The organism is Mesorhizobium sp. P5_C1 (assembly GCF_054049815.1).
This window is the reverse complement of the sequence record NZ_JBFULQ010000071.1, coordinates 1-18,283: the sequence shown is the minus strand read 5'-3', so window position 1 is coordinate 18,283 and position 18,283 is coordinate 1. Positions and strand designations below refer to the sequence as shown.

The 18,283-nt window shown below is 64.1% G+C and carries 19 protein-coding genes; 10 read left to right on the top strand and 9 right to left on the bottom strand.

Features of this window, described 5'->3' with window-relative positions; all coding sequences use genetic code 11:
• Nucleotides 1-104: 104 nt before the first annotated feature.
• Nucleotides 105-302, bottom strand: coding sequence for a hypothetical protein (locus ACXJ7R_RS08690; RefSeq protein WP_457151476.1), 198 nt, complete (start codon nt 300-302; stop codon nt 105-107).
• A 142-nt stretch (nt 303-444) separates the two neighbouring features.
• Between ACXJ7R_RS08690 and ACXJ7R_RS08685 the strand changes: the two genes are divergently transcribed.
• Nucleotides 445-1,173 (top strand): AzlC family ABC transporter permease, encoded by a 729-nt coding sequence (locus ACXJ7R_RS08685; RefSeq protein ID WP_457151475.1) that lies wholly within the window; start codon nt 445-447, stop codon nt 1,171-1,173.
• Entirely contained in the window at nt 1,170-1,466 is a 297-nt protein-coding gene (locus ACXJ7R_RS08680; RefSeq protein WP_184874906.1) for an AzlD family protein, read from the top strand. Before ACXJ7R_RS08685 ends, ACXJ7R_RS08680 begins: the two co-directional genes overlap by 4 nt.
• 112 nt (nt 1,467-1,578) lie before the next feature.
• On the opposite strand, the gene ACXJ7R_RS08675 is transcribed toward ACXJ7R_RS08680, so the two are convergent.
• From ACXJ7R_RS08675 to ACXJ7R_RS08665, 3 genes are all read right to left on the bottom strand, one after another.
• Entirely contained in the window at nt 1,579-3,423 is a 1,845-nt protein-coding gene (locus ACXJ7R_RS08675; protein ID WP_457151474.1) for an aminopeptidase P family protein, read from the bottom strand.
• 145 nt (nt 3,424-3,568) lie between these two features.
• A complete protein-coding gene (locus ACXJ7R_RS08670) occupies nt 3,569-4,441 on the bottom strand; it encodes a 50S ribosomal protein L11 methyltransferase (protein ID WP_457151473.1) in 873 nt (290 codons plus the stop codon).
• Nucleotides 4,442-4,520: 79 nt separating this feature from the next.
• Complete coding sequence (locus ACXJ7R_RS08665) at nt 4,521-5,099, bottom strand: SCO family protein (RefSeq protein ID WP_457151472.1); 579 nt, start codon at nt 5,097-5,099, stop codon at nt 4,521-4,523.
• A 188-nt stretch (nt 5,100-5,287) separates the two neighbouring features.
• Here ACXJ7R_RS08665 and ACXJ7R_RS08660 point away from each other — a divergent pair, with 188 nt between their 5' ends.
• The 3 genes from ACXJ7R_RS08660 (at nt 5,288) to ACXJ7R_RS08650 (ending at nt 7,186) form a co-directional block, all read left to right on the top strand.
• Complete coding sequence (locus ACXJ7R_RS08660) at nt 5,288-5,791, top strand: CreA family protein (protein WP_457151471.1); 504 nt, start codon at nt 5,288-5,290, stop codon at nt 5,789-5,791.
• A gap of 77 nt (nt 5,792-5,868) precedes the next feature.
• On the top strand, nt 5,869-6,510 hold the full coding sequence (locus ACXJ7R_RS08655; RefSeq protein ID WP_457151470.1) for a DapH/DapD/GlmU-related protein: 642 nt from the start codon (nt 5,869-5,871) through the stop codon (nt 6,508-6,510).
• A 250-nt stretch (nt 6,511-6,760) separates the two neighbouring features.
• Nucleotides 6,761-7,186: a low affinity iron permease family protein gene (locus ACXJ7R_RS08650; protein WP_457151469.1), complete on the top strand. Its 426-nt coding sequence runs from the start codon at nt 6,761-6,763 to the stop codon at nt 7,184-7,186.
• 34 nt (nt 7,187-7,220) lie between these two features.
• On the opposite strand, the gene ACXJ7R_RS08645 is transcribed toward ACXJ7R_RS08650, so the two are convergent.
• Nucleotides 7,221-8,087, bottom strand: a complete 867-nt coding sequence (locus ACXJ7R_RS08645; RefSeq protein WP_457151468.1) for an SDR family NAD(P)-dependent oxidoreductase — start codon at nt 8,085-8,087, stop codon at nt 7,221-7,223.
• Nucleotides 8,088-8,349: 262 nt separating this feature from the next.
• Between ACXJ7R_RS08645 and ACXJ7R_RS08640 the strand changes: the two genes are divergently transcribed.
• Complete coding sequence (locus tag ACXJ7R_RS08640) at nt 8,350-8,631, top strand: hypothetical protein (protein ID WP_184874898.1); 282 nt, start codon at nt 8,350-8,352, stop codon at nt 8,629-8,631.
• A gap of 58 nt (nt 8,632-8,689) precedes the next feature.
• Here ACXJ7R_RS08640 and ACXJ7R_RS08635 read toward each other — a convergent pair whose 3' ends face one another.
• The 3 genes from ACXJ7R_RS08635 to ACXJ7R_RS08625 form a co-directional block, all read right to left on the bottom strand.
• Nucleotides 8,690-9,265 (bottom strand): TMEM175 family protein, encoded by a 576-nt coding sequence (locus ACXJ7R_RS08635; RefSeq protein WP_095086996.1) that lies wholly within the window; start codon nt 9,263-9,265, stop codon nt 8,690-8,692.
• A gap of 166 nt (nt 9,266-9,431) precedes the next feature.
• The gene (locus tag ACXJ7R_RS08630) at nt 9,432-9,743 is read right to left on the bottom strand and encodes a hypothetical protein (RefSeq protein WP_457151467.1); all 312 of its coding nucleotides are present in this window, start codon (nt 9,741-9,743) and stop codon (nt 9,432-9,434) included.
• 27 nt (nt 9,744-9,770) lie between these two features.
• Nucleotides 9,771-10,892 carry an MATE family efflux transporter gene (locus ACXJ7R_RS08625; protein ID WP_457151466.1) on the bottom strand — a complete coding sequence of 374 codons (1,122 nt, stop codon included), beginning with the start codon at nt 10,890-10,892 and terminating at the stop codon, nt 9,771-9,773.
• A 155-nt stretch (nt 10,893-11,047) separates the two neighbouring features.
• Between ACXJ7R_RS08625 and ACXJ7R_RS08620 the strand changes: the two genes are divergently transcribed.
• Nucleotides 11,048-11,836 (top strand): L,D-transpeptidase family protein, encoded by a 789-nt coding sequence (locus tag ACXJ7R_RS08620; protein ID WP_457151465.1) that lies wholly within the window; start codon nt 11,048-11,050, stop codon nt 11,834-11,836.
• 55 nt (nt 11,837-11,891) lie between these two features.
• Here ACXJ7R_RS08620 and ACXJ7R_RS08615 read toward each other — a convergent pair whose 3' ends face one another.
• Nucleotides 11,892-13,373, bottom strand: a complete 1,482-nt coding sequence (locus ACXJ7R_RS08615; RefSeq protein ID WP_457151464.1) for an esterase-like activity of phytase family protein — start codon at nt 13,371-13,373, stop codon at nt 11,892-11,894.
• Between the two features lie 309 nt (nt 13,374-13,682).
• On the opposite strand from ACXJ7R_RS08615, the gene ACXJ7R_RS08610 reads away from it, so the two are divergent.
• From ACXJ7R_RS08610 to ACXJ7R_RS08600, 3 genes are all read left to right on the top strand, one after another.
• Nucleotides 13,683-16,094 carry a GcvT family protein gene (locus ACXJ7R_RS08610; protein WP_457151463.1) on the top strand — a complete coding sequence of 804 codons (2,412 nt, stop codon included), beginning with the start codon at nt 13,683-13,685 and terminating at the stop codon, nt 16,092-16,094.
• A 9-nt stretch (nt 16,095-16,103) separates the two neighbouring features.
• Nucleotides 16,104-17,657, top strand: a complete 1,554-nt coding sequence (locus ACXJ7R_RS08605; RefSeq protein ID WP_457151477.1) for a trimethylamine methyltransferase family protein — start codon at nt 16,104-16,106, stop codon at nt 17,655-17,657.
• Nucleotides 17,658-17,755: 98 nt separating this feature from the next.
• The coding region (locus tag ACXJ7R_RS08600; RefSeq protein WP_457151462.1) for a bestrophin-like domain at nt 17,756-18,283 on the top strand (528 nt) is incomplete at its 3' end.

Sequence of the window (18,283 nt, the reverse complement as noted above, 5' to 3'; positions counted from 1 at the left end):
ATCCACCGGCAGGCGGAAAAAATAAATCGAAATCGTGGGTTAGACGAACCRGACGACGACGAGATACCAGTCGCAGGCTGTTTACCGAAGATTGCCGCTGTCATTCACGATGTGACGTCACGAGACAGTTCGGCAGTTTTGGCGTTTAGGTTTGTCGTTGAGTTCTTGAAGGAAGAAAACCTCATATAGAGAAGATCGGCGATGTAGCGGTAGGGCAGCGCTTGAATCCGTTCCAACGCGACCGCTTTGACCGGGCTACGAAAAAGCGGCCCTGGATCATTTCCGCTGATCATTTGGCTCAAGCGAATTCGTGTGACAAGGCAGGCCACGCCACCTACATCCGCCGTTATCTAAAGCGCGTCGCGCGCTTTAGGTCTTTGTTTTATGCATGTCGCTGTCCCAAAACCGGGGCCACTTTTGGGCGACATGCAGTAGGAGCAGTCGATGGCGACGGACGTAATTTCCGAAAGCAGCGTGAAAAGCGATTTCTGGCAAGGTGTGCGGCTGTCGATGCCTGTCGTGGTGGCGTCGGCGCCATTCGCGGTGCTGTTCGGGGCGCTTGCGGTCGACAATGGCTTCTCAGTCCTCGAGGCCTTTCTGATGAGCGCGCTGGTCTATGGCGGCGCCAGCCAGATGGTCGGCATCCAGCTGTTCGGCCAGCATGTCGCGCCTTGGCTGATCGTGCTGTCGATCTTCGCCGTCAATTTCCGTCACGTGCTCTATTCCGCCGGTATCGGCCGGCGCATCGCGCACTGGCCCATCATCGAGCAGGCGCTCGGCTATTTCATCCTCACCGATCCGCAGTTCGCCGTGGCCGAGGCGAGGGCACAATCCGGCCAGACGGTCGGCTTCGCCTGGTATCTCGGACTTGGCCTGCCGGTCTATGTGTTCTGGGTGATCGAAAGCGCGATTGGCGCGGTGTTCGGCAAGCTGATCCCCGACACGCATGCGCTGGGGATCGATTTCCTGCTGCCGATCTATTTTCTCGGCCTTGTCCTGGGCTTTCGCAAGCGACCGCTGTGGCTGCCGGTGGTCATTGCCAGCGCCGCCGCCTCGATCATTGCCTACAAGACGGTCGGCTCGCCCTGGCACGTCTCGATCGGCGCAATTGCCGGTGTGCTGCTCGCCGTCATCCTGCCACCTCACCACAGCGGCGTGAAGGCACGGCCATGAGCACGACATTCTGGATCATCATCGCCGGTGCGATCGCGACCTATCTGACGCGCATCGGCGGGCATCTGGTCATCTCCCGTTTCGAGAACATCCATCCGCGCGTCGAAGCCGGCCTCAATGCCGTGCCGGCGGCGGTGCTGACGACACTGGTCGCGCCGGAGCTGTTGAACGCCGGACCGGCGGAATGGGCAGCACTGGTTGTCACCGCCGTGGTTTCGCTGCGCGGCGGGCTGATGTCGATGTTTCTCGCCGGCGCGGCGGTGCTGATACTGGCGCGGCAGTTCGTCGGGTAGGAATTCTGCCGCGCGACCGTTTCGATGGTTGGCGCTGCCCCTCATTGCCCTGCCGGGCATTTCTCCCCGTAGAACGGGGAGAAAGACGCCTGCCTTGAAGCTTTCGCCATCATCAGATCTTCGCGTCGTGAGGCAGCGGCGCGGTCGCCTTTTCCAGCCAGGCCAACGTTTCGCCGTCGAGCATCGGTCCGATCTCAGCCAGCACGCGGGCATGGTAGGCGTCGAGCCAGTGCAATTCGTCGCGCGTCAGCAGATCGGTGCGCACCAGGCGGATGTCGATCGGCGCCAGCGTCAGCGTCTCGAAGCCGTGCATGGCGATGTCGCCGCCCTCGACCTGTTCCGCCGGCGTCACGAGGATCAGGTTCTCGATGCGGATGCCGTAGGAGCCTTCCTTGTAGTAGCCGGGCTCGTTGGACAGCATCATGCCTTCGAGCAGCTTTTCGGTGCCGGTGCGGGCAATGCGCTGCGGTCCCTCATGCACGGCCAGGTACGAGCCGACGCCGTGGCCGGTGCCGTGGGCGAAGTCGCAGCCGTGCTTCCACAGCGACATGCGGGCGACGGCGTCGATTTCCGAGCCGCGCGTGCCGGTGGGGAAACGCAGCGTCGAAATGCCGATCATGCCTTTCAGCACCAGCGTGAAGCGTTCGCGCATTTCCTCGGTCGGCTGGCCGATCGGCACCGTGCGGGTGATGTCGGTGGTGCCGTCCTGATACTGGCCGCCGGAATCGAGCAGGAACAATTCGCCGGCCTGCAGCTTGCGGCTGGTGGCGCGCGACACACGGTAATGCATGATGGCGCCGTTCGGGCCGGCGCCGGAAATGGTGTCGAAAGAGACGTCGCGCAGCGGCATCTGGGTTTCCTCGCCCGTCTGCCGGCGCGTCTCTTCAAGCCTGGTCACCACGGCAATCTCGTCGAGCGAGCCGGGTTTTTGGCGCTCCAGCCAGCACAAAAGCTTCGCCACTGCAGCGCCATCGCGCCGATGCGCGGCGCGGGAACCGTTGATCTCGGCCTGGTTCTTGGTGGCGCGCGGAATGCGGGCGGGGTCGGCTGCTGCAACCACCGTGCCGCCATTGTCTTCGACCAACATGCGCAGCCTGTCGGCCGCCAGCACCGGGTCGAGCGCGATCTTCGCGCCACCCTTGGCAAGGGCCACGATCGCCGCTTCGAATTCGCCGGGCTCATGTGGCTCGGCGAGCTGCGTGAGATAGGCCTCGACCTGGCGCGAGAATTTGCGCCCGTCCATGAACAGCTGATGCGATCCGTCGGCTGCGAGGATGGCGAAGCCGAGCGCCAGCGGTGTATGCGGCACGTCACCGCCACGGATGTTGAAGGCCCAGGCGATGGAGGAGGGGTCGGTCAGCACCGCATGGGTGGCGCCGTCCTTGGCGATCGCCGTTGCCAACCGCGCCAGCTTGTCCTTGGCGAGTTCGCCGGCAAAGCCGATCGGGTGGAGCTCGACCGGCGCCACCGGCGCCTCGGGCTGGTCCTTCCAGATGATGTCGATCGGGTTCTTGTCGAGCGGCACCAGCACAGCGCCGGTCTTGTCGGCCGAGGCCTGCAGTGCCTTGACCTCACTGATCGTGTGCAGCCACGGGTCAAATCCGAGCCGTGCGCCCTTACCCAGATTGTCCCTGAGCCAGGCGGTTGGCGGGTTGTCGACCAGGCTTTCGATCGAAAAGATGTTGAGATCGACCTCGTGGCGCACCTGCAGGGTGTAGCGCCCGTCGACAAAGACGAAGGCGCGGTCGCGCAGCACGATGGCGACACCGGCCGAGCCGCTGAAACCGGTCAGCCATTTCAGCCGCGCCGAGCGATCGGCGACATACTCGCCCTGATGTTCGTCGGCGCGCGGCACGATGAAGCCGTCCAGCCCGTTGGCGGCCAGCCAATGGCGCAGCAGCACGACGCGCGGCTTGCCGACTGCCGGATCGCCCGCGGAATCGAAGGTCTGGAACATTGTGGCCTCCCTGAATTCGGCACTGATGTAGCGCATGGGCCTGAAAATCGGAATCGATTTCCGGCTGGCGCAACCTGCTACAGCATCGCTTGACTGACAACCGGCCGGGCTTGGTCCAAGCTGGGTCGTTGCCGGCGTGTCGGCCTCAATGCTTGAGGTGGATCGTCACCCAGCCCTCGCGGTGCAAGGTGCGCACGTGGCGGAAGTTCTGGCCGACATAGGCCGAGACGACGGCGTTGCGCTGGCGCTCGAGGATGCCTGACAGCACGATCGAGCCACCAAGTGCGATGTGATCGGCCATTTGCGGTGCAAGCCGCATCAGCGGCCGCGCCAATATGTTGGCGACGATGAGATCGAAGGGCGCGCGCTTGCCAAAGATCGGGTGGTGAAAGCCCGGCGCGGTCACCGTCTCCACCAGCGCCTTGACGTGGTTGAGCCGCGCATTGGCGGCAGCCACCCTGACCGCCACCGGGTCGATGTCAGTGGCCAGCACCGGGATGTGCGCCAGCTTGGCGACGGCGATGGCCAACACCGCGCTGCCGGTGCCGAGGTCGAGCGCATTGCGCGGGTGCTCGCGGCGCATGACCTTTTCCAGCATTTCGAGGCAGCCGGCGGTGGTGCCGTGGTGGCCGGTGCCGAAGGCAAGACCCGCCTCGATCTCGATGGCGAGTTCGCCGCTGTGGCGCTTCCGGCGGTCATGCGCGCCGTGGACGAAGAAACGGCCGGCGCGCACCGGCTTCAAGCCTTCCAGCGAGCGTGCCACCCAGTCGATGTCGGGCAGGGCCTCGCGGCCGATCGGCTTCGCGATGGAAAGGCCGGCAAGGATGTCCTTGGCCCGCGCCTCGACGGCATCGACGTCGCCATCGGCATAGAGCGACACTTCGTAAATGTCGCGATCTTCATCGACCTCCAGCACGGCGATCGGCAGGCCTTCATCCTCGAAGGCCGCCTCGAACGCCGCGAAAATGCTGACAGATTCGAGCTTTCCGGTGATGAAATGAAGCCGCGTCTGGGTCATGGATTAAGTGTCTTGCTCGAGCATGATCTTGTCCGAAAACCGGTTCCACTTTTCGCTGACGCGGTCCTTCGGTTCGGGATCATGCGCCCTCGGCCAGTCGCTTCAACTTGGCGACGGCCGTGTCGGCGCTTTCGCCATAGGCGATGGTGCCGGCAAAGTCGCCCTTGGCGTTGAGCAGCAGCACCGAGGCGGTATGGTCCATCGTGTAGTCGCCGTCGCCGGTGTCGACTTTCTTCCAGTAGATGCCGAACGACTTGGCCATGGCATGGACCTTGTCCGGATCGCCGGTGATGCCGACGATGCGGTCGGAGAAATTGCTGACATAGGCGTTCATCACATCGGGCGTGTCGCGCTCCGGATCGACCGAGACGAAATAGGCATGCAGGTTCTTGCCGTCGTCGCCGAGTGTCTTCAGCCAGCCGGCCAGTTCGAACAGCGTGGTCGGGCAGACTTCGGGGCAATGGGTGAAGCCGAAGAAGACGACGCTGGGCTGACCCCTGAAGGCGGCCTCGGTGATCGGCGCGCCTTTCTGGTCGACCAACGTGAAGGCGGCGCCGAAGGGCTCACCTCCATAGTGGCCGCGGTACCAGTCGAAGGTCAGCCAGCCGATGCCGGCCGCCATCAGGACGAGAATGCCGACCAGAATAGAACGCATCATCAGTAAGGTCCGTCCGCAGAATCATCGCGGCGCCGGCCCAAGGCCGCGCCAGCATGACAGTCTTAACGGTTCGACCCCGTCCAGGCAAAGTGCCGCGTTGCCGCAACCGCAGTGGTGTCGATGTATATGCTTGCAAAGCGGGGTTGGTCGCCCCACCTGTGACCGGCAACTCGAAGCAGGAGGCTCCCTTGCAAGCACTGATTGGGCGGAAACTGATCGGCGGCGCGTTGGCCGCGTGCGTTGTCCTTGGCGCTGGCACGGCGGTGGCCGATGAAGTCGGCAAGGTCGGTGTCGACTGGCTGGGCAACGACATCATCGTCGAGGCGATCAAGGATCCGAAGGTGGAGGGCGTCACCTGTCACGTCGCTTATTTCGATCGTGGCATCATCGACCGCCTGCATAAGGGCAACTGGTTCGAGGATCCGTCCGATTCATCGATCTCCTGCCGCCAGACCGGCCCAATCACCATCGGCGACATCGATATGAGCGAAGGCGGCGAGGAAGTGTTCAAGCAAGGCATCAGCCTGATCTGGAAGAAGCAGGTGGTGAACCGCATCTACGACAAGGCCAACGAGACGCTGATCTACCTGTCGCATTCACGCCAAGTGCAGAACGGCTCGGCCAAGATGTCGGTCACCACCGTGCCGCTCTACGGCCAGAACGTGGTGTGGACCAGCGGCAAGCCGAAATAGGTGGGTCGGCTGGAACCGAGCTTACGGACGGTTGGTCCCGCTTGCGGGACCAACCGCCTAGGGGTAAAGCCGCCCGCATGGACCGTTCCGAAAATCTCGTCCCGAAGGATTCCGAGCCGCGCATCCATCCGACCGCGGAGCTGAAGGCCTGCAAGCTCGGCCGCTATGCCTCGATCGGCGAGCGGGTGGTGCTGCGCGAGGTGAGCGTCGGCGACTTCTCCTATTTCGAGCGCCACGCCGAAGCGATCTACACGACGATCGGCAAATTCTGTTCGATCGCTTCAAACAGCCGCATCAACGCGCTGGAGCACCCCATCCAGCGGCTGACCCAGCACAAGGTCAGTTACCGGCCGAACGAGTATTTTCGCTGGCTGGGCGTCGACGCCGCATTCCGCGAGCGGCGGCAGGCGAAAGCAGTGACCATCGGCCATGATGTCTGGATCGGCCATGGCGCGGTGATCATGCCCGGGGTCACCATCGGCAATGGCGCCGTCATCGGCGCCAATGCGGTGGTGACGCATGATGTAGCGTCCTACGCCATCGTCGCCGGGGTGCCGGCCAGACCGCTCAGATCACGCTTCCCGGCCACTGTCGCGGCTCGGATCGAAGCGCTCGCGTGGTGGGACTGGCCGGTCGAAAAGCTCGCCAGGGCGGTTCCCGACATGCAGGCATTGCCGATCGAGGCGTTCCTCGACCGCTGGGAAAACGACGCCATCTGACCGGACTGAAACCCCTTCCGCCATGCGGGGGTGGCGCGGCGGAAGGGGCTGGAGATAACCCGCTGGGTAGCGGAAGGAACAGGCACTCTTGCCTGTGCCGCTATTGTGGCATTGAAGCCATAAGGCGTGTTTCCGCCTTGTTCCCTTTATGCGTGTAGCCAATTGCGCCTGACGTATTTGTTTGCGCCGGGAACCTGAAGCGGTCGCCGGTTGTTTCTCATCGTGCCGCTGCGTTGAGGGATTTCGACACATGGAAAAGCTTTTCACCAAGATCGCCAACTGGGTCGCCCATGTCACCGGCCTGCCGCTGACGTTTGCCGCCTGCTGCCTGATCGTCGTCGTCTGGGCGGTGACCGGGCCGTTCTTCGGCTTTTCGGACACCTGGCAGCTCGTCATCAACACCGGCACGACCATCATCACCTTCCTGATGGTCTTTCTCATCCAGAACACCCAGAACCGCGACGGCGCGGCGATCCAGGCCAAGCTCGACGAGCTGATCCGCGTCAGCGAGGGCCACAACAACTTCATCGGCATCGAACATCTGACCGAATCGGAGGTCGAGGAGATCCGTGACAAATGCGAGCGTGCGGCCAGGCGGCATGACGAGAAGATCGCTGCCATGGCGGCAAAGAAGGCCGTGGCGCAGAAGCGCGGACCGAAGAAGCACGCGGCTTGAAAGGCTGGAATTCAGGATCAGTCTCTGAGAACGCTCATTGCTTCATGTAGGCCGCGAAAGGCTCCTTGTAGTCCGGATGCCAGCGCGACAGGGCCGGGCGGTTCTCGATGATGTCGCCGATCGCCCAGGCCATGCGCTTTTCATCCAGCGGCCGCGCCGCCTCATTGTCCGGGCACAGGATGTAGAAATCGCCCCTGGTCAGGGATTCCAGCATGAAATCAATGACCTGTTCGCCGCTCCAGGCGCCGGCCGGTTTTTCGGTCGCGCCCTCGGTGAGGCCGGTAAAGGTGAAGCCGGGGATCAGCAGATGGGCGGCGAGATGGGCGCCGGGTTCGTTGCGCAGCGCGTGTGCCAAGCCTTCCGTGTAGGTCTTCACGCCAGCCTTGGAGACATTGTAGGCGAGGTTGCCGGGCGGTGTGGTGATGCCTTGCTTGGAGCCGGTGTTGACGATCAGGCCGGGCTTGGCCGAGGCCAGCATGCGCGGCGCGAAGGCCTCGACGCCATGCACGACGCCCCAGAAATTGATGTCCAGAAGCCGCCTCCAGGCATCGCGGTTTTCCCAGGGCTTTCCGGGGTTGTTGCCAACGCCGGCATTGTTCATCAGCAGCGACACGTCGCCGAAGGCGCCGAACGCTCTTTCGGCGAGACGGTCCACTTCATCCGCGTTCGAAACGTCGGCGGCAACGGCAAGCACAGCATCGTCGCCCGCAATCGCGGAAACGGCGCGGGAGGCGTCGTCAAGGCGTGCGCTGCCGATGTCTGCCAGCACGATCTTCATGCCCATCAATGCAAGCCGCTTGGCGGCCGCAAGACCAATACCGCTGGCGGCGCCGGTGATGACGGCGGTGTTGCCCGGGCCAAGCGCGGGCAGGGCGGTCTGGATTTCGGCGTCGGTGATCATGGGCTATGGGGTCCTTCTTTCGATGGCGCAGAACTTAGCGCTGGAACTGGCCAGCGCAAGCCTCACTGCGCGTAAAGCGCATCGGGGTTCGAAGGGATTTATGCGGCGCGCTTCAGGCCTTGTTTTCATGCATGTCGTCGTCCCAACGCCACCGCGCCCATTCGGGCGGCATGCATTGGCCCGGGTTGACCAGCCCGGCCGAGGCTGCGCATGTTGCCACGGCAAAAGGAGACTTTTGCCGTGAGAAATGGAGATTTCCTGATTGACGGACTGGGTCGCAATTCTGAAGGAACAGACCGCCACCGGCGATCAGATGAGCCGCGAGGTGCCGCAGATGCTGGCCAACCCCGACATCAGCGAAGCGCAGGTGAAAACGCTCTTTTCCGCCCTGGAGAAACAAGCCGAGTTCGTCGAGAAGCTGCGCATGGCGCTGGAGAAATTCGGCCATGATTTCTCGATCATCAAGGCGGCGGAACGGTTGGAGGAGCGCTATGCCGACCTTGCCGCCTCGGTGGCGGAAAAACTGAAGGCGATGCGCAAGTGAAGCAATTCCAGGAAAAGTGTGAAGCGGCTTTCCTGGGAATCGCGTCAGACAAAAAGCACTATTTTTCGATCACCCGGGCGAAGCGCCTATCCGGCACAAACCAGATCATCGCAACCAGCACATAAAGCGCGACGCCGATCCACTGACTGACGAAGGTCAGCAGGACGCCTGCGATGTAGAGGCTCAGCGAGATCTTGCCCTTGCGGTCATTGCCCAGCGCCTTGGCAAAGGCGGTCTCGTTGCCGTGCAGGCGATGCAGTGCGGCGGCCAGTATCGTATAGGCGACGGCGCATAGCACGAGATCGATGCCATAGACGGCGACTGGCACCGGTGCGAAGTGGTTCTCGCCCATGAAGGCCGTCGTCACCGGCATCAGCGACAGCCAGAATAAAAGATTGAGGTTCGCCCACAGCACGCGGCCGTCGACGCGCTGCACCGTGTGGAACATGTTGTGCAGATTGTTCCAGTAGATCCCGACGTTGATGAAGGACAGCACATAGCTGAAGAAGATCGGCCACAACGGCAACAGGGCGGAAACATCCTCGCCATGCGGCACTTTCAGCTCGAGCACCATGATGGTGATGATGATGGCGACGACGCCATCGGTGAATGCCTCGACCCTGCCTTTGCCCATAAGTCCTCCCCCACTGTCGGCGAAATCTACGCGATGGCGGGACAGGCGGCTACCCGCCATGTGGCTGGGCGACCACCTCTGAGGACGGAACGGATCGGGGCGGTTCGGGTGGAAGAAGATCAATACGCCGCCGTTGCCGGCGAAGTGCGGAGGTATCGCCTGTCCTTCAGCCGTTGGGCATCTCGGGCGCCATATTCGCGCGCTGGCGCGGCACGCCAAGGCCGGTATCCGGCGGCTCGCCGGCAGCCGGCCTGTCCTCGATCATGTGCATGGTGCGCCAGCGGCCGAAGCGGTAGTAGGCCGCGGCCAGCACCAGCGAGGTGATCGAGCCGGCCGGGAAACTCCACCACAGCGYTTCCTCGCCGATTACGCCGCGCATGAAATAGGCGAAGCCGGTGCGCACTACCAGCACCGAAATCACCAGGATGATGAGCGGCGGCATCACAGCGCCGGTGGCGCGCACGGTGGCGAACAGCACGATGGTGATGCCGAACAGGATGAACGACTAGGACGCAACATTGTTGATGTGGGCGGCGATGTCGATCGCAGCGCTGTCGTTGCTCAGGAACAGGCTCAGCACCGAACGGTCGAAAAGCCAAAGCACGGCAACCAATGCGCCGGTCAGCACCAGGTTGAAGCCGACACCGGAGGCGGCGATGCGGCCGATCCGGTCCCAGCGGCCGGCGCCGACATTCTGCGCCGCCATCGAGGAGACCGCCGCACCGATGGCGAGCGCCGGCATCTGGATGTAGGTCCAAAGCTGCGCGGCGATGCCGTAGGCGGCGGCGACCTGCGAACCGTAGGAGTTGACGATGCCCATCACCGTCAGCGCCGCCACCGAGATGACGATCATCTGCAGGCCCATCGGCACGCCCTTGAACACGATGATGCGCAGCAAGGCAGGGTCGGGCCGCAGCAGAGCGAGGTTGGCGCCGGCCAGCCGCAGCGGGTGCTTGCGCACATAGAGCACGATCAGAATGGCGATTGCGCTGACCGTCTGGCCGATCAGCGTCGCGGTGGCGGAGCCAGCGATGCCGAGTTCCGGGAATGGCCCGATGCCACGGATGAGCAACGGGTTGAGCACAATGTCGAGGACGACGGCGAGCGCCATGAACGAAAAGGGCGTGCGTGAATCGCCGGCGCCGCGCAGCACGGTCATGACGAAGGACAGAAGGTTCATCATCGGCACGGCGACAAAGATGATGCGCAGATAGGAGCGCGCCAGCGGCAAGGCATCGGCCGGAGTGCCGAGCGTGTTGAGGATGGCGTCGACCCATATCCAGCCGCAGACCGCGAAGATGACCGAGATGAGGAAGAAGAAGGTCGCGCTGGTGCCGACGATGCGGCGCGCCTCGGGCAGGTCGCGGGCGCCGACCGACTGTGCCACCAGGATGGTGGCGGCCATGCCGACGCCGAACACCGTGCCGAGGATGAGGAACAGGACGAGGTTGGCGTTGGAGGTAGCCGTCAGCGCCGATTCGCCTAGAAAACGGCCAACCCAGACGGCGTTGATCGAGCCGTTGAGCGACTGCAGCACGTTGGAGCCGAGCACCGGCAAGGCGAACAGCAGCAGCGTGCGCGGGATCGGGCCACTGGTCAGGTCGCCGGTGCGCCGGCGCGTGGGCATCTTGTCGTCCATGGCAAGGCAACTCGGCGAAGGCTTATGTCAGGTCCGGTCCGTGCCTTGATCTAATCATGTTCTCAAAGCTTCCGTAATCGGATAGTGGTTCTGGGCGCGTGGGGCGCGTTCCTTACTTGATCAAACTCGTAAGCCGGGGGTTCATGTCCGATATTCCGCTGTTTTTTAAGCGCCTGAACAGGCGCTCGTTTCTCGGTGCCTCCGCTTTGGGCGCGGCCTCCGTGGCTCTTTCGGCGTGCACCACGACGGAGGTGGTGACGCCGCCAGTGGCAGCGCCGCCAAGCGATCCGGCCTTCGGCGATGTCGCAACCATGTATGAGGCGCGCGTCGACGAGGGCTATCAGCTGCCGGCGATCCCGGTGGCCAAGATGGATCCGAAGTTCGTGCGTCAGATCGTGTCCGACCCGACCGGAGAAAAACCTGGCACGATCGTCGTCGATGTCTCCGAGCACTTCCTCTACCTGGTGCGCGACGGCGGCAAGGCTATCCGCTATGGCGTCAGCCTGGGCAAGGCCGGTTTCGGATGGACCGGCAGCGCCGTGGTCCAGGCGAGGAAGAAGTGGCCGGTCTGGACGCCGCCGCCGGAAATGATCCAGCGCCGGCCGGAACTGGCGAAATACAAGGACGGCATGCCGCCCGGCCCGCAGAGCCCGCTAGGCGCCCGCGCGCTGTATCTCTTCCGCGACGGCAAGGACACGATGTATCGGCTGCACGGAACACCGGAGTGGGATTCGATCGGGAAGAACGCTTCGTCCGGCTGTGTGCGCTTCATGAACCAGGACATCATCGACCTCTACGGCCGCGTCAACGGACCCGCGCCGGTCTTCGTACGCGCAAATCTGTCGGCCGCCGCGAAGATCACCGCCGTGTCGAACAGGACGGCCGAGCCGATCGACGCGGGCGTACCGAAGGACGCGGAGATGTTGCAGTAAGTGTGCCTTCACGATCTGTAGGCGGACGCGCTTGGCGTCCGCCTGGGTCGTGTCGTTACTTCTTGGCGAGGCCGGGAAGCGTGACCTGATAGACCGTGAACATGGTGTCGACATCGGCGCCGTCCTCGGCCTTGTAGGGTGCGCCGACCTGGAACCCGTCCTGGGTGAGGAAGTCGTTGTCGTTGGCCACGAACAGGAAATAGTCGTCCGGCAGCTTGGGATCGAGCACGCTGACCACCGACATCGCCTCCCACTTTTCCGAAAGGTTGTTCTTGTCGTTCGGCGCGCCATTGTGCAGGCCGAAGCGGCCGAGTTCGCCCTTGTCGTTGAGGTCGATGAACGGCGTCAGCTTGGCCGGCGTCACCGATGGGTCGAGCACGCCCTTGGGTGCCACCGGCTTGTCGGCGGCGTCGAAGGCGCCACCGGCGATGTCGGTCGCAGCGGAGAGATCGACGATGTTGATCTGGCGAAGCAGCGAGGTGTCGCCCTTCAACCCCTGGCCGTTGCCGCTGTCGCGGGTCAGCATCAGGAAGGTCTGGTCGGACAGGGCGACGATCTCGCTCTGCGCCGCCACCTTGGTCTTGCCCTTGGCATCCTTGAACACCGGCAGCGGCACGACATATTCGTGCGCCAGCTTGAGATGGGCGAGGTCGGAAGCGTCATAGACCAGCGCGCGCGTGTTCTGGCGCGTCGCGCCGGAATCGCCGCCATCCTGCCGGGGCGCCGACTGCAGCACGGCGATCAGGAACTTGCCGTCCGGCGTCATCGCCATGCCTTCGAGGCCCTGGTTGTTCTGTCGGCCGGTATCGGGATCCTTCGGATCGGGCTCGGCAGCACCTGGACCTGGATTGTCCGAGGCGAAGTTCGGCGCGCCATGGCGCATCGGCACGAGGGCAGCCGGCGGCTGGGTCGCCGACAGCAGGCGGCCTTCAGCGGAAAACCGATAGATGTTCGGGCCGTATTCGTCGGAGATGAACATCGAGCCGTCGGCTAGCCGCACGATCGCCTCGTTGTCGAGCGCCAGCTTGCCGTTGGCCTCGGGCAGGATCGGCATGTCGCCGCTTGCTGCGCGCACGCCGTTGAGCGGGTCGAGGCCCGTGGCATCAGCGCCCTTGTCGTCGGTCAGGAGCATGGTGTCGGCGAGTGTCGCCTTGACGCCGGACTGCTCCTGGCCGGCAGCGGGTGCCGCACCAGGCGCGGTTGGCGCGAACTCGATGCCGATCGTGTTGAGGCGCGGCCGGTAGTCGGTGGTGCCGACGACATTGTAGCCGCGGTCCGGCAGCAGCCAGAGCGAACCCTTGTAGCCGTCGGCACCATGCGTCCAGCCGGCGGTGTCGATCGCCATGCCGGAACCTGAGCCGAACGTTTCGCCGAACTTGTCCTTCTGGCTGGCCGGGATGCGGCCGACGCCGACCAGTCCCTTGTTGACGAAGCTGATGCCGCCGACGGTCGCGGTGCTGTCGGCCAGCGCCGGCGTCAAGGCGGTGAACAATGCCAGCGCGACGCCGAGCGACGCGGTTCGGTGCAGGTGTTTCATGGATGATCCTCTTTGTAACAAAGCGTGCCGGAGCGGCCGATGGCGAAAGAGCTGAAAGAGGTGCGGCATCGATGATGCCGCGCGCGCCTCCCCGAAAGCGGTCTACGGCGCAAACATGATGCTTGCGTGACAGCGCGCGCAATGCCCCGTCGGGTTCTTCACACGCCGATAATAACCTGTGGTCGCACCAAAGAATTGATCACTCCCTTCTAGCTCAAGTCGACAAAGCGTGGTGTGCGTGCATCGTACTAGACACATATGTCCAGTGCGTATATGGTGCAGCCTTCGGACTAACCGGGGAGGGAAGCCTTGAAGTCGCACTACCGCGCAGTCGTCATCGGGGGTGGCGTGGTCGGAGCCTCGGTGCTCTATCATCTGACACGGTTCGGCTGGAGCGATGTGGCGCTGATCGAGCGAGCCGAACTGACGGCCGGTTCGACCTGGCACGCGGCGGCCGGGTTCCACGCGCTCAATGCCGATCCCAACGTCGCGGCGCTGCAGGACTACACCATCAAGCTCTATCGCGAGATCGAGGCCGAATCCGGCCAGGACGCGGGCCTGCACATGACGGGCGGCGTCAACATGGCCAGCGATCCCCAGCGCTGGGAGTGGCTGAAATCGGCCTGGGCCGTGTTCCAGTCGGTCGGCATCGAAACGGCTCGCCTGGTGACACCGGAAGAGATCAAGGAGATCTGCCCGATCGTCGATGTCAGCGACGTGCTCGGCGGCCTCTATGATTCCAACGAAGGCCATCTCGACCCTTACGGAGCGACGCATGCCTATGCCGGCGCCGCGAAAAAGCGTGGTGCCGACGTGATCCTGCGCAACCGCGTGGTCGCGTTGAAGGCGCGTGCCGACGGGCACTGGGATGTCGTCACCGAGCAAGGCACGATCGTGGCCGAGCATGTCGTCAACGCCGGCGGGCTATGGGCAAAGCAGCTCGGCCGCATGGCCGGCGTCGACTTGCCGGTGACGCCGATGGAGCACCACTATTTCATCACCGAAGACATTCCGGAGGTTGCCGCTCTCGACAAGGAACTCGGTCTTGCGGTCGATCTCGACGGCTTTTCCTACCTCAGGCAAGAGCGCAAGGGCGTGCTGCTCGGCGTCTACGAGCAGAACCCGAAGCACTGGAACATGGATGGCGCGCCATGGGATTACGGCATCGAGCTGATCCCGGAAGACATCGACCGCATCAGCCCGGAACTGTCCAAGGCCTATGAGCGCTTTCCGTGCCTGAGGACGGCCGGCATCCGCAAATGGGTCAACGGCGCCTTCACTTTCACCCCCGACGGCAATCCGATCGTCGGGCCGGTGCGCGGGCTGAAGAATTACTGGCTTGCCTGTGGCGTCATGACCGGCTTCAGCCAGGGTGGCGGCGTCGGCAAGTCGCTGGCCGAGTGGATGATCTATGGTGAGCCGCAGGCCGACATCTTCGGCATGGATATCGCCCGCTATGGCGCCTTCGCGGCCAACCGCGAATATCTCAGGCAGACGACGCGCCAGTTCTATTCGCGCCGCTTCGTCATGACCTTTCCCAATGAGCGGCTACCCGCCGGCCGGCCGCTGAAACGCCCCGGCGCCTATGACGGCATGACGGCGGCGGGATGCGAATGGACGGCGTCCTGGGGTCTGGAAATCCCGGCCTATTTCGCACCGATGGGGTTTCGCGAGAACACGACGCTGCGGCGTTCCAACGCCTTCGACATCGTCGGCGACGAGGCGGTGCAGGTTCGGCGTGCCGCCGGTCTCGTCGATATCTCGGCCTATGCGCGTTATGCGGTCTCGGGGCAAGGGGCCGAAGCATGGCTTGACCAGTTGCTTGCCTGCAGGCTGCCGAAGCCGGGACAGGCGAGGCTGGCGCCGATGCTCGGCCATGACGGGCGGCTGAAGGGCGACCTCACGGTCATCAACTGGGGTGGCGGCGACTATTGGCTGATGGGCTCGTACTATCTCAGGGAATTCCACATGCGCTGGTTCGAGAGCCATGCGGCGGAGGGGATCACTGTCACAGACCTTTCCGACACGATGAGCGGCTTCCTGCTGACCGGGCCGAATGCACGCAAAATCCTGGCGCGCACGACGCATCAGGACGTGTCGGGCGCGGCACTGCCGTTCATGGCCTGCGGGGCATTCGACATCGGTATGGTGCCCGCGCGGGTTGCCCGCCTTTCGATCGCCGGTGAGCTCGGTTTCGAGATCAGTTGTCCGGTCACCATGCATGCCAGCTTGCGCGAAACGCTGCTGGCCGCCGGCGAGGATCTCGGCCTTGCCGAGATCGGCTATTACGCGCTGAATGCGCTGCGGCTGGAGAAGAGTTTCGGCATCTGGTCGCGTGAATTCACCCAGGGCTACACACCCGATCAGGCCGGTCTCGACCGGTTCATCGCGTTTGGGAAGGGTGACTTCACCGGTCGCGAGGCGGCATTGAAACAGCGGGAGGGCGGCAGCGGCCAATGCCTGGTGACGCTGGAGATCGATGCCATCGACGCCGACGCCAGCGGCTTCGAGCCGGTCTGGCATCAAGGCCGGCGCGTCGGCTTCGTCACTTCGGGCGGCTATGGCTATACTGTCGGCAAAAGCCTGGCGCTGGCGCTCGTCGATCGTGATTTCGCAGGCGAGGGCACCGCGCTCTCGATGCATGTCGTCGGCACGGAGAGGCCGGCGCGCGTCATCGCGGCCTCGCCCTACGACCCCGAAGGCAAGGCGATGCGGCAATGAGGAGGATTTCTGATGGATGACGCGGCACGTGACAGCAGGCGCGAGCGCCGGCGTGGACGGACGGGCGAAGCCGGCTCGGAAACTAGCCGCCGCCCCAATTACCGTTCGCTGAGGAACCCGTTCCTGCCGCAGCCGATCTTTTCGGATGATCAGGTTGCCGCCATCCACGACACGGCGCTGCGCGTGCTGGAAGAGCTCGGTATCAAGGTGCTGTTGCCGCAGGCGCGTGAACATTTCGCCCACGCCGGCGCCCTGGTCGATCCGGACACCGACATGGTGCGCATCGGCCGCGATATGGTGACGGCGGCACTGGCCTCGGCGCCGAAGTCGATCCATGCTCATGGCGGTGCTCACACTCGCGATCTGACGCTCGAACTCGGCTCGATGACTTTCCTGGCCGGATGCGGGGCGCCGAACGTCACCGATCTCGAGCGCGGCCGGAGGCCGGGGACGCTGGCCGATTTCGAGGATCTGATACGGCTGGTGCAGCATTTCGACGTGCTGCATATGCTGGGACCCTGCATCGAGCCGCAGGACGTCGACAACCGCTTTCGCCACTATGCGGTCAACCGTGCCCAGCTGACGCTCTCCGACAAGCTTCCGTTCGTCTTCGCGCGCGGCACGCCGCAGGTCGAGGACGGCTTCGAGATGCTGCGGTTGGCGCGCGGCCTGTCGGAGGACGAATTCCTTGCCGGCGCGCACTGCTACACCGTCATCAACACGAACTCGCCGCGCCAGCTCGACATCCCGATGGCGCAAGGCATCATCGATTTCGCCAGGGCCGGGCAGATCTCCGTCATCACGCCCTTCTGCCTGGCGGGCGCGATGGCGCCGATCACGGTCGCCGGTGCGCTGACGTTGCAGCATGCCGAAGCGCTGGCGGGACTGACGCTGGCGCAGATCGTGCGGCCCGGTGCACCAGTCGTCTACGGCTCCTTCTCCTCCAATGTCGACATGAAATCAGGCGCGCCCGCCTTCGGCACGCCGGAGCATGTCAAGGCGACGCTGGGCGCCGGCCAACTGGCGCGTTTCACCGGGCTGCCATGGCGGTCCGGCGGCGGCAGCGCGGCCAACATTTCGGACGCGCAGGCGGCGCACGAGACGCAGTTCGCGCTGTGGGGCTCGGTGCTGGCCGGGGCGACGATGTGCATCCATGCCGCCGGCTGGCTGGAAGGCGGCTTGAGCGTTTCCTTCGAGAAGCTGGTCACTGATATCGAGGCGTTGCAGACAGTGGCTGAACTCTGCGCCCCGACGCCCGGCGACAGCGATTCCATCGGCTTCGAGGCAATCGCCGAGGTACAGCCGGGCGGTCACTTCTTCTCGGCCGGCCACACCATGGCGCGCTACCGCACCGCGTTCTACGAACCGCTGGTCGCCGACTGGTCGAATTTCGGCAATTGGACGCAAGGCGGGTCGAAGACCGCGAGCGAGCGCGCCACAGGTGTCTGGAGACGGGCGCTGGCCGATTTCGTACCGCCGGAATCGGCTATCGCGACCGCCGGCGTCCTCGACGCGTTCATCGCCCGGCGCACGCAAGAGGGCGGCGCAGCACCGGTGTCCTGAGGGCGGGAGCAGTCGCGCAAGACGCGCGACGCAGCTTTCGCGACGTGATCGGTGCCGGGGTCATTGGCAATCGGCGCATCCCGTGCAGAAATGGGCGCATGCGCGAAGCTTTGATCGCAGTGATGATCTTCCTGTGCCTGACAGCGGCGCCGCTGGCCAGCATGGCGATCTGGCCCAGGCTGCCGGTCAGACATCGCGACGAAGATACGAACAATGTGGTTCGGCTCGCCGCCAACCTGTTTGGGGTCATGACCTCGCTTGTGCTCGGCCTGATGATCAACTCGGCCAAGAACACGTTCGAATCGATCGATCACAACGTGCACGACTATGCGACGGAGCTGATCCTGCTCGACAGGACCTTGCGCGAGTATGGCCCGGAGACCGACGAGGCGCGCCAGCTGCTGGTCGTCTATGTGCAGAGGGTGGCGGGCGACGCTTCGCCGACTGGTGAAACTCCGGTCGTCGCCAACCGGTTGTCCGAACATCTGCTGACGGAGATCGGCACCCGGCTGAGGGCGCTGGAGCCGGCCGACGCGGCGCACAGCGCCCTTCTGCAGGATGCCGGTCAGCGCCTGCAGAAAGTGGTGGAGTTGCGATGGATTCTGATCGAGCAGTCGGAGGGCACG

What these genes read in the sequence shown, in the direction of transcription:
- ACXJ7R_RS08625 (WP_457151466.1), bottom strand. Translation starts at nt 10,892, where the DNA reads ATGCCCACGCGCCGGCGCACCGGCGACCTGACCAGTGGCCCGATCCCG.
- ACXJ7R_RS08685 (WP_457151475.1), top strand. Translation starts at nt 445, where the DNA reads ATGGCGACGGACGTAATTTCCGAAAGCAGCGTGAAAAGCGATTTCTGG.
- ACXJ7R_RS08665 (WP_457151472.1), bottom strand. Translation starts at nt 5,099, where the DNA reads ATGATGCGTTCTATTCTGGTCGGCATTCTCGTCCTGATGGCGGCCGGC.
- ACXJ7R_RS08645 (WP_457151468.1), bottom strand. Translation starts at nt 8,087, where the DNA reads ATGATCACCGACGCCGAAATCCAGACCGCCCTGCCCGCGCTTGGCCCG.
- ACXJ7R_RS08635 (WP_095086996.1), bottom strand. Translation starts at nt 9,265, where the DNA reads ATGGGCAAAGGCAGGGTCGAGGCATTCACCGATGGCGTCGTCGCCATC.
- ACXJ7R_RS08620 (WP_457151465.1), top strand. Translation starts at nt 11,048, where the DNA reads ATGTCCGATATTCCGCTGTTTTTTAAGCGCCTGAACAGGCGCTCGTTT.
- ACXJ7R_RS08670 (WP_457151473.1), bottom strand. Translation starts at nt 4,441, where the DNA reads ATGACCCAGACGCGGCTTCATTTCATCACCGGAAAGCTCGAATCTGTC.
- ACXJ7R_RS08655 (WP_457151470.1), top strand. Translation starts at nt 5,869, where the DNA reads ATGGACCGTTCCGAAAATCTCGTCCCGAAGGATTCCGAGCCGCGCATC.
- ACXJ7R_RS08615 (WP_457151464.1), bottom strand. Translation starts at nt 13,373, where the DNA reads ATGAAACACCTGCACCGAACCGCGTCGCTCGGCGTCGCGCTGGCATTG.
- ACXJ7R_RS08680 (WP_184874906.1), top strand. Translation starts at nt 1,170, where the DNA reads ATGAGCACGACATTCTGGATCATCATCGCCGGTGCGATCGCGACCTAT.
- ACXJ7R_RS08650 (WP_457151469.1), top strand. Translation starts at nt 6,761, where the DNA reads ATGGAAAAGCTTTTCACCAAGATCGCCAACTGGGTCGCCCATGTCACC.
- ACXJ7R_RS08675 (WP_457151474.1), bottom strand. Translation starts at nt 3,423, where the DNA reads ATGTTCCAGACCTTCGATTCCGCGGGCGATCCGGCAGTCGGCAAGCCG.